At 72.1% G+C, this 8458-nt stretch carries 8 protein-coding genes; 7 read left to right on the top strand and 1 reads right to left on the bottom strand.

Going from position 1 to position 8458, the window contains the following annotated elements; translation table 11 throughout:
- The 4 genes from VIM19_03345 to VIM19_03360 form a co-directional block, all read left to right on the top strand.
- Window positions 1–223, top strand: a 223-nt coding sequence (locus VIM19_03345; GenBank protein HEY5183944.1) for a cyclohexanecarboxylate-CoA ligase, incomplete at its 5' end; no start/stop codon positions are given.
- The gene (locus VIM19_03350) at window positions 220–1116 is read left to right on the top strand and encodes a 3-hydroxyacyl-CoA dehydrogenase family protein (protein ID HEY5183945.1); all 897 of its coding nucleotides are present in this window, start codon (window positions 220–222) and stop codon (window positions 1114–1116) included. The genes VIM19_03345 and VIM19_03350, both read left to right, overlap by 4 nt.
- Entirely contained in the window at window positions 1116–2267 is a 1152-nt protein-coding gene (locus VIM19_03355) for an acyl-CoA dehydrogenase family protein (GenBank protein ID HEY5183946.1), read from the top strand. Before VIM19_03350 ends, VIM19_03355 begins: the two co-directional genes overlap by 1 nt.
- Window positions 2264–3142, top strand: coding sequence for a hypothetical protein (locus tag VIM19_03360; protein ID HEY5183947.1), 879 nt, complete (start codon window positions 2264–2266; stop codon window positions 3140–3142). The genes VIM19_03355 and VIM19_03360 overlap by 4 nt, the downstream gene beginning before the upstream one ends.
- Window positions 3143–3204: 62 nt before the next feature.
- Here VIM19_03360 and VIM19_03365 read toward each other — a convergent pair whose 3' ends face one another.
- Window positions 3205–3975 carry an IclR family transcriptional regulator gene (locus VIM19_03365; protein HEY5183948.1) on the bottom strand — a complete coding sequence of 257 codons (771 nt, stop codon included), beginning with the start codon at window positions 3973–3975 and terminating at the stop codon, window positions 3205–3207.
- Between the two features lie 91 nt (window positions 3976–4066).
- On the opposite strand from VIM19_03365, the gene hutH reads away from it, so the two are divergent.
- From hutH to VIM19_03380, 3 genes are all read left to right on the top strand, one after another.
- Window positions 4067–5617, top strand: coding sequence for a histidine ammonia-lyase (gene hutH, locus VIM19_03370; GenBank protein ID HEY5183949.1), 1551 nt, complete (start codon window positions 4067–4069; stop codon window positions 5615–5617).
- 11 nt (window positions 5618–5628) lie between these two features.
- Window positions 5629–7281: a urocanate hydratase gene (hutU, locus tag VIM19_03375; GenBank protein HEY5183950.1), complete on the top strand. Its 1653-nt coding sequence runs from the start codon at window positions 5629–5631 to the stop codon at window positions 7279–7281.
- 9 nt (window positions 7282–7290) lie between these two features.
- On the top strand, window positions 7291–8458 hold a 1168-nt coding region (locus VIM19_03380), incomplete at its 3' end, for an aminotransferase class V-fold PLP-dependent enzyme (protein ID HEY5183951.1).

Consider the following 8458-nt stretch of genomic DNA (forward strand, 5'->3'; position numbering starts at 1 on the left):
CGTCCCCGACCCGCGCCTGCAGGAGCGTGCCTGCGCCTGCGTCGTCCTCAAACCGGGGGTCGGGGACTTCGCCCTCGAGGAGCTGAAGCAGTTCACGGAGACCAAGGGGGTGGCCAAGAACTACTCGCCGGAACGGCTCGAGGTGCTCCGCGAGCTCCCCAAGACGCCCAGCGGGAAGATCCAGAAGTACCACCTGCGCGAGCAAGTCCGGGGGGATGCATGACCGACGTCGGCCGGGTGCTGGTCGTCGGCGCCGGCACCATGGGCTCGCAGATCGCGATGGCCTGCGCGCTGGCCGGCCTCGACGTCGACGTGGGCGACATCGAGCCGGCCATGTTCGACACTGCCCGCCACCAGCTGGCGCTGCGGGTCGACCGAATGGTCGAGACGGGCCGGCTCACCGAGCCCGAGCAGGACGACGCCTTCGCCCGGCTGCACTTCACCACCGACCTCGACACGGCCGCGGCCCGCGCGGACTTCGTCATCGAGGCAGCGGTCGAGAAGCTCGACGTGAAACGCGAGCTGTTCGCCCGGCTGGACCGGCTCTGCCCGGAGCACACCGTGCTGGCCACGAACTCCTCGAGCTTCGTGCCATCGAAGCTGGCCGATGCGACCAACCGGCCGGACCGGGTCTGCAACATGCACTTCTTCAACCCGGCGCTGGTGATGGCCTGCGTCGAGGTGGTCCGCGGCCCGCAGACCTCCGACGAGTCGGTGCGGACGACGGTCGAGCTGGCCAGGCGCCTGGGCAAGTCGCCCGTCGTCCTCGACAAGGAGATCCCGGGGTTCGTCGCCAACCGGATCCTCAACGCCGTCCGGGACGAGGCGATCTCCCTGCTGGAGAACGGCATTGCTTCGGTCGAGGCGATCGACACGGTCTGCCGCACCGCCCTGGGCTACCCGATGGGCCCGTTCGAGCTGATGGACCTCACCGGGATCGACATCGGCTACTTCACCAAGCAGGCCCGGTACGCCGAGACCGGCGACCCCAAGGACGCACCTAGCCGCAGCGTCACCGAGCTGGTCGAGCAGGGTCACCTGGGGCGCAAGTCTGGCCGCGGCTGGTACGTCTACGACGCGCACGGGAAGAGGACCATGTCCGCCGGAGGAACCTGATGGACCTTGCTCTCACCGAGGAGCAGCTGAGCTTCGAGACGCTCGCACGCGAGTTCCTGGACCGGGAGGTCATGCCTCACCGGGCCGCCTGGGACCCGGCCGAGGCGGTGGACATCGCGATCGTGCCCAAGCTGGGGGAGCTCGGCTTCTTCGGGCTGACCAGCCCGGAGGCGTACGGCGGCCTCGGCGGCGACTGCATCACCCACTGCATCGGCATGGAGGAGCTCGGTCGGGCCGACTCGTCGGTGCGCGGGATCGTGTCGGTCTCGATGGGGCTGGTCGGCAAGGTGATCCTTTCGCACGGCACCGAGGAGCAGAAGCAGGAGTGGCTGCCCTCGATCGCCACGGGGGCGAAGCTCGCGGGCTTCGGGCTGACCGAGCCGGACACCGGGTCGGACGCCGGCAGTCTCAAGACTCGGGCGGCCCGCGACGGCGGCGACTACGTGCTCAACGGCCAGAAGATGTTCATCAGCAACGCCACCTGGTCCGACCTGTGCCTGATGTTCGCCCGTACCGGCGGCCCCGGACCCAACGGGGTCTCGGCCTTCCTGGTGCCCACGGACTCGCCGGGCTTCGAGACCCGTGAGATCAAGGGCAAGCTGGGCCTGCGCGGGCAGGCCACGGCGGAGGTCGACCTCACTGACGTCCGGGTGCCCGACTCCGCCCGGCTGGGCGAGGAGGGCCAGGGGTTCATGATCGCGATGCGCTCGCTGGACAAGGGGCGGGTGTCGGTCGGGGCCGGCTGCGTGGGGATCATCCAGGGCTGCCTGGAGCCCGTGGTCCAGTACTCCAGGGACCGTCAGCAGTTCGGTCGTCCGCTTGCGTCCTTCCAGCTGATCCAGGACATGATCGCCGACATGTCGGTGGACGCCGATGCGGCGCGGCTGCTCGTCTGGCGGGCGGCCGAGCTGATCGAGCGGGGCGAGCCGTTCGGCGTCGAGGCGTCCAAGGCCAAGTACTTCGCCAGTAAGGCAGCGGTGCGAGCGGCCAACCTGGCCATCCAGGCGTTCGGGGGCTACGGCTACATCGACGAGTACCCGGTGCAGAAGTACATGCGGGACGCGCGGGTGATGACCTTGTACCAGGGCACCAGCCAGGTGCAGAAGCTGCTCATCGGCCGGGCCGGAAACGGGATCGGCGCGTTCCGGTGAGCCAGCCGCCGGAGGAGTTCAGCAGGGTCGTCGAGACCTGGCGCCCCGCGGCGACCAGCGTCGAGGGCCGCATCGACGAGTGGTCCGTCCGGGCGATCGCGGCGCTGCTCGGCGCGGCAGCGCCGCTGACCGGGCAGCCGCTGCCGTTGACCTGGCACGAGGTTCAGCTGCATGAAGCCCCGGCCCTGGGCGAGCTCGGGCCGGACGGCCACCCGCTCGGCGGTCTGCTGCCACCGCTGTCGGCGCGGCAGCGACGCTTCGGCGGTGGCCTGGTCGAGGTGCTCGCGCCGCTGTCGGTCGGCGCGGCGGCGACCCGTGTGAGCCGGGTGGCGGACGTGCGGCTGCGAGTGGGGCGGTCCGGCTGGCTGTTGCTGGTCACCGAGGAGCACGACATCGTCAGCGAGGGCCTGCTGCGGGTACGTGACCGGCGCGACATCGTCTACCGGGCCGCGGCCGACATGCGCCACGGTGCGGCCGGGGCACCCGCGGACCTCCCAGCCGGACCTCCGCCCGGCGCCGTCACGATGACCCTCGACCCCGATGCTCGGCTGCTGTTCATGTACAGCGCTCTCACCTACAACGCTCATCGCATCCACTACGACCCCGACTATGTCCGGGACGTGGAGGGGCATGGCCGCCTGCTCGTGCACGGCCCGCTCATCGCCACCGCCTGCGCCGAGGTGGCCCAGCGGGCAGTGGGGGAGCTGCGGTCCCTTGAGTACCGGCTGGTGGCCCCGGCGTTCGTCGGTGCCTCCGTGACGTTCCACGCGCAGCGAGCCGACGATGGAGCCTGCTCGGTCTGGGCCACTCAGGACGGGCAGGTGTGCGCCCGCGGAACCGCGCGGAAGAGACGCCAGCTCCTTGATCGCCGCTAGCGGGAGACCAGAATTCCGCCCTGCAGAGGGCACATTCTTCGCGCGGACAGCGATCTTGGACGCTAGGGCGCCCGGCCGCCGATCCGGCGGGTGAGGTCGGCCGAAGCCAGGCCCACCCGTTGAGCCAGCCGGACCCGCGCGGCGCCGTCCAGCTCGGCGTCGAAGGTGACAGCGACGCCCGCGACCGGGCGCGCGGTGTGGTCGTGGACGGCGACCGCGACGGAGGCCAGGCCGGGCGTGACCTCGCCGTCCTCGTTCGCGTAGCCGGCCTGCCGGACCTCGCCGAGCAGCCGCCGCAGCGAGGACAGCGAGGCCGGTCCGGTGCCGTGCCGGTCGACGAAGGCGCCCGGATCGGGGAACAGCGCCCGGACCTGGGCCGCGGGCAGTCCGGCCAGCACCGCCCGGCCGCTCGCGGTCAGCTGCGCCGGCAGCCGCACCCCCACGTCGGTGACCAGCGGCGGTCGGCCCGGCGCCCTCTCCTCGACGACGTAGAGCACCTCGCGGCCGTGCAGCACGGCGAGGTGGGCGGACTGCCCGACCACGTCGACCAGCCGGGCGAGCACCGGCCGGGCCAGCCGGGCCAGCGGCTCCTGACGCATGTAGGCCGTGCCGATCTCGAAGGCGCTCACACCGAGCCCGTACCGGCGCTCCTCGGGCAGGTGGACGACGAAGCCCGCGTCGGCCAGCTCGGCCAGCAGGTGATAGGTCGTGGACCGGGGCAGGTCGAGGTCGCGGGCCAGCGTCGCGGCCGGAACAGGCCCGGACTGCCGGGCCAGCGCCTGCAGCAGAGCCAGCGCCTGGCGGGCTGCGGGCACACCGGGGTGCGGAGGCATGCGTCCACAGTAAACCGATTGTCTGGGATCCCAGATGCAAATGGGTTGCCGGGGCTGGGAGGAACCCCTCGGTGCGGTGTGCCATAGGGGCATGAGCAACGAACACGTGATGGTGGGCGTCGGACCGGTCAGCCCGCAGGACCTGGTGCGGGTCGCGCGGGACGGTGCCGGCGTCTCGCTGGCCCCCGACGCGCTGGCCGAGATCGCCCGCAGCCGGGAGATCATCGAGGCACTGGCCAAGGACGACGAGCCGCACTACGGCGTCTCGACCGGCTTCGGGGCACTGGCCACCAAGCACATCCCGGTCGAGATGCGCGCCCAGCTGCAGCGCAGCCTGATCCGCTCGCACGCCGCCGGGTCCGGCGCCGAGGTCGAGCGCGAGGTGGTGCGGGCCATGATGCTGCTACGGCTGTCCACTCTGGCCACCGGCCGCACCGGTGTGCGGGTGGAGACCGTGAGCGCCTATGCCGCAATGCTCACCGCCGGCCTCACTCCGGTCGTGCGCGAGTACGGCTCGCTCGGCTGCTCCGGGGACCTGGCGCCGCTGAGCCATGTGGCCCTCGCGCTGATGGGTGAGGGCGAGGTGCGCGACGCCGGCGGCACCCTGCGTCCGGCTGCCGAGGCTTTGCGCGCGCACGGCATCGAGCCGGTGCAGCTCGCCGAGAAGGAGGGCCTGGCGCTGGTCAACGGCACCGACGGCATGCTCGGCATGCTGGTGCTGGCCCTCCACGACCTGCGGCGGTTGCTGGCCACGGCCGACGTAGCCGCCGCCATGAGCGTCGAGGCCCAGCTCGGCACCGACGCCGTCTTCGCCGCCGACCTGCAGGCCCTGCGCCCGCACCCCGGCCAGGCCATCTCGGCGGCCAACCTGCGGTCGCTGCTCTCCGACAGCGGGATCATGGCCAGCCACCGGGGGCCGGAGTGCACGCGGGTGCAGGACGCCTACTCGCTGCGCTGCTCCCCGCAGGTGCACGGCGCCGCCAGGGACACCGTGGAGCACGCGGCCACGGTGGCCAGCCGCGAGCTGGCCTCCGCCATCGACAACCCGGTGGTCACCCTCGACGGCCGGGTCGAGTCCAACGGCAACTTCCACGGCGCCCCCGTGGCCTACGTGCTGGACTTCCTGGCCATCGTTGCAGCCGACGTCGCGAGCATCAGCGAGCGGCGCACCGACCGGTTCCTGGACGTCGCCCGCAGCCACGGGCTGCCGCCGTTCCTCGCGGGCGACCCGGGCGTGGACTCCGGGCACATGATCGCCCAGTACACCGCGGCCGGGATCGTCAGCGAGCTCAAGCGGCTGGCCGTGCCCGCCAGCACCGACTCGATCCCGTCCTCGGCCATGCAGGAGGACCACGTGTCGATGGGTTGGGGCGCCGCCCGCAAGCTGCGCCGCTCCGTCGACGGGCTCACCCGCGTGCTGGCCATCGAGATCCTCACCGCGGCCAGGGCGCTCGACCTGCGCGCCCCGCTGGTCCCTGCCCCCGCCACTGCCGCCGTGCTAGCCGCTGTCCGGGCCGCCGGCGTCCCTGGCCCCGCCCACGACCGGTTCCTGTCGCCCGAGATCGAGACCATCGTGGTCGCCGTCCACGACGGCACGCTGCTGGCCGCCGCCCGCACTGCCGCCCAAGCCCCACTGAACTGAGAGGAACGACCATGGAAGGTGCCCGTCCGGTGCGCGCCCCTCGCGGCACCACGCTGACCGCGCAGAGCTGGCAGACCGAGGCCGCTCTGCGGATGCTGCAGAACAACCTTGACCCCGAGGTGGCCGAGCGCCCCGACGACCTGGTGGTGTACGGAGGCACCGGCCGCGCGGCGCGTGACTGGCGCAGCTTCGACGCGATCGTGCGCACCTTGACCACGCTGAAGGACGACGAGACGATGCTCGTGCAGTCCGGCCGCCCGGTGGGCGTCATGCAGACCCACGAGTGGGCGCCGCGGGTGCTCATCGCCAACTCGAACCTGGTCGGCGACTGGGCCACCTGGCCGGAGTTCCGCCGGCTGGAGCACCTCGGGCTGACCATGTACGGACAGATGACCGCGGGCTCCTGGATCTACATCGGCAGCCAGGGCATCCTGCAGGGCACCTACGAGACCTTCGCCGCGGTGGCCGCCCAGCGGTTCAACGGCACCATGTCCGGCACGCTCACCGTCACCGGCGGGTGCGGCGGCATGGGCGGGGCGCAGCCCCTGGCGGTCACCCTCAACGGCGGCGCGTGCCTGGTCGTCGACGTCGACGAGTCCCGACTGAGCCGGCGCGTCGACCAGCGCTACCTGGACGAGTACACCGCCGACCTGGACGACGCCATCGCGCGCTGCCAGACCGCCAAGGCAGCGGGGACGGCGCTGTCGGTCGGACTGGTGGGCAACTGCGCGACCGTGCTGCCCGAGCTGCTCCGGCGCGGCGTCGACGTCGACGTCGTCACCGACCAGACCTCCGCGCACGACCCGCTGAGCTACCTACCCGAGGGGGTCAGCGTCGAGGAGTGGCACGAGTACGCCGAGAGCAAGCCCGAGGAGTTCACCGACCGGGCCCGCGCCTCGATGGCCAAGCACGTCGAGGCCATGGTCGGGTTCATGGATGCCGGCGCGGAGGTGTTCGACTACGGCAACTCGATCCGCGACGAGGCCCGGCTCGGCGGCTATCAGCGGGCGTTCGAATTCCCTGGCTTCGTGCCCGCCTACATCCGTCCGCTGTTCTGCGAGGGCAACGGACCGTTCCGCTGGGCCGCGCTCAGCGGCGACCCGCGCGACATCGCAGCGACCGACAAGGCCGTGCTCGACCTGTTCCCGGACAACGACCACCTGCAGCGCTGGATCCGTGCGGCGCAGGACAAGGTGGCCTTCCAGGGGCTGCCCGCCAGGATCTGCTGGCTGGGCTACGGCGAGCGGGACGTTGCGGGGCTGCGGTTCAACGAGCTGGTCGCCTCCGGCGAGGTCAGCGCCCCGATCGTCATCGGCCGTGACCACCTCGACAGCGGCTCGGTGGCCTCGCCGTACCGGGAGACCGAGGCGATGGCCGACGGCTCGGACGCGATCGCGGACTGGCCGCTGCTCAACGCTCTGGTGAACACTGCGTCGGGTGCGACCTGGGTCTCGATCCACCACGGCGGCGGTGTCGGCATCGGGCGCTCCATCCACGCCGGGCAGGTCACTGTCGCGGACGGGACCGACCTGGCGGCGCTCAAGCTGGAGCGGGTGCTGCGCAACGACCCGGCGATGGGGGTGATCCGGCACGTCGACGCCGGCTACGAGATCGCCGAGCAGGTGGCGGCCACCCGCGGCGTCCGCATCCCGATGGCCGAGTAGGAGGGGTCCGTGCCTGACGAGCTGTTGTGCAAGGCCGAGGACCTGGACACCGCCGACCCGTTGGCGGCGTTCCGGGCCCGGTTCCTCACCCCCGAGGGCACCGACGTCGTCGCCTACCTCGACGGCAACTCGCTGGGCCGCCCGACGGACCTGACGGCCGAGCGGATCGAGCGGTTCGTCCGGCAGGACTGGGCGGACCGGCTGATCCGCGGCTGGACCGACGGTTGGATGGACTGGCCGCTAGTCGTCGGGGACCGACTCGGCGCCGCGACGCTCGGTGCGGGCCCGGGACAGGTCGTGGTCTCCGACTCCACGTCGGTGATGCTCTACAAGTTGGCCAGGGCGGCGGTCGACGCCCGGCCGGGGCGGCGCGAGATCGTCGTCGACACGGACAACTTCCCGACCGACCGCTACGTGCTCGAGGGCATCGCCGCCGAGCGCGGGCTGGTGCTGCGCTGGATCGAGACCGACCCGGCGTCCGGTGTCACCCCCGAGCAGGTAGCGGCGATCGTGGGCCCGGACACCGCGCTGGTGTGTTTCAGCCAGGTCGCCTACCGCTCGGCCTGGATCGCGGACACCCCGGCCATCACCGCGATCGCCCACGATGCGGGGGCCCTGGCGCTGTGGGACCTCAGCCACTCCGTCGGCTCGGTCGAGGTCGCCCTCGACGAGTGGGGGGTCGACCTCGCGGTCGGCTGCACCTACAAGTACCTCAACGGCGGTCCCGGGTCGCCCGCGTTCGGCTATGTGCGCCGGGGCCTGCACGACGCCGTCCAGCAGCCGATCTGGGGGTGGATCGGTCACCGCGACCCGTTCGCGATGGGCCCCGGCTACCAGCCCAGCGAGGGGTCCCGCCAGCTGCTCAGCGGCACCCCACCGATCCTGGGGATGCTCCCGCTGCTGGCCAGCCTCGAGATGTACGAGCAGGCCGGACTGCCGTCGGTACGGGCGAAGTCGGTGCGGCTGACCGAGTTCGCGCTCGAGCTGACCGACGCCTGGCTGCTCGGGCTCGGCGTCGAAGTGGTCTCGCCGCGGGACAGCACCCGACGCGGCGGCCACGTCACGCTGCGGCGGCCGGGGTTCCGAGACGTGCTCGACGAGCTGTGGCGGCGCGGGGTGATCCCGGACTACCGGCAGCCGGACGGGATCCGCATCGGGCTGGCTCCGCTGAGCACCA

It is taken from the genome of Actinomycetes bacterium (assembly GCA_036510875.1).
In the GTDB taxonomy this organism is placed as follows: Bacteria; Actinomycetota; Actinomycetes; order Prado026; family Prado026; genus DATCDE01.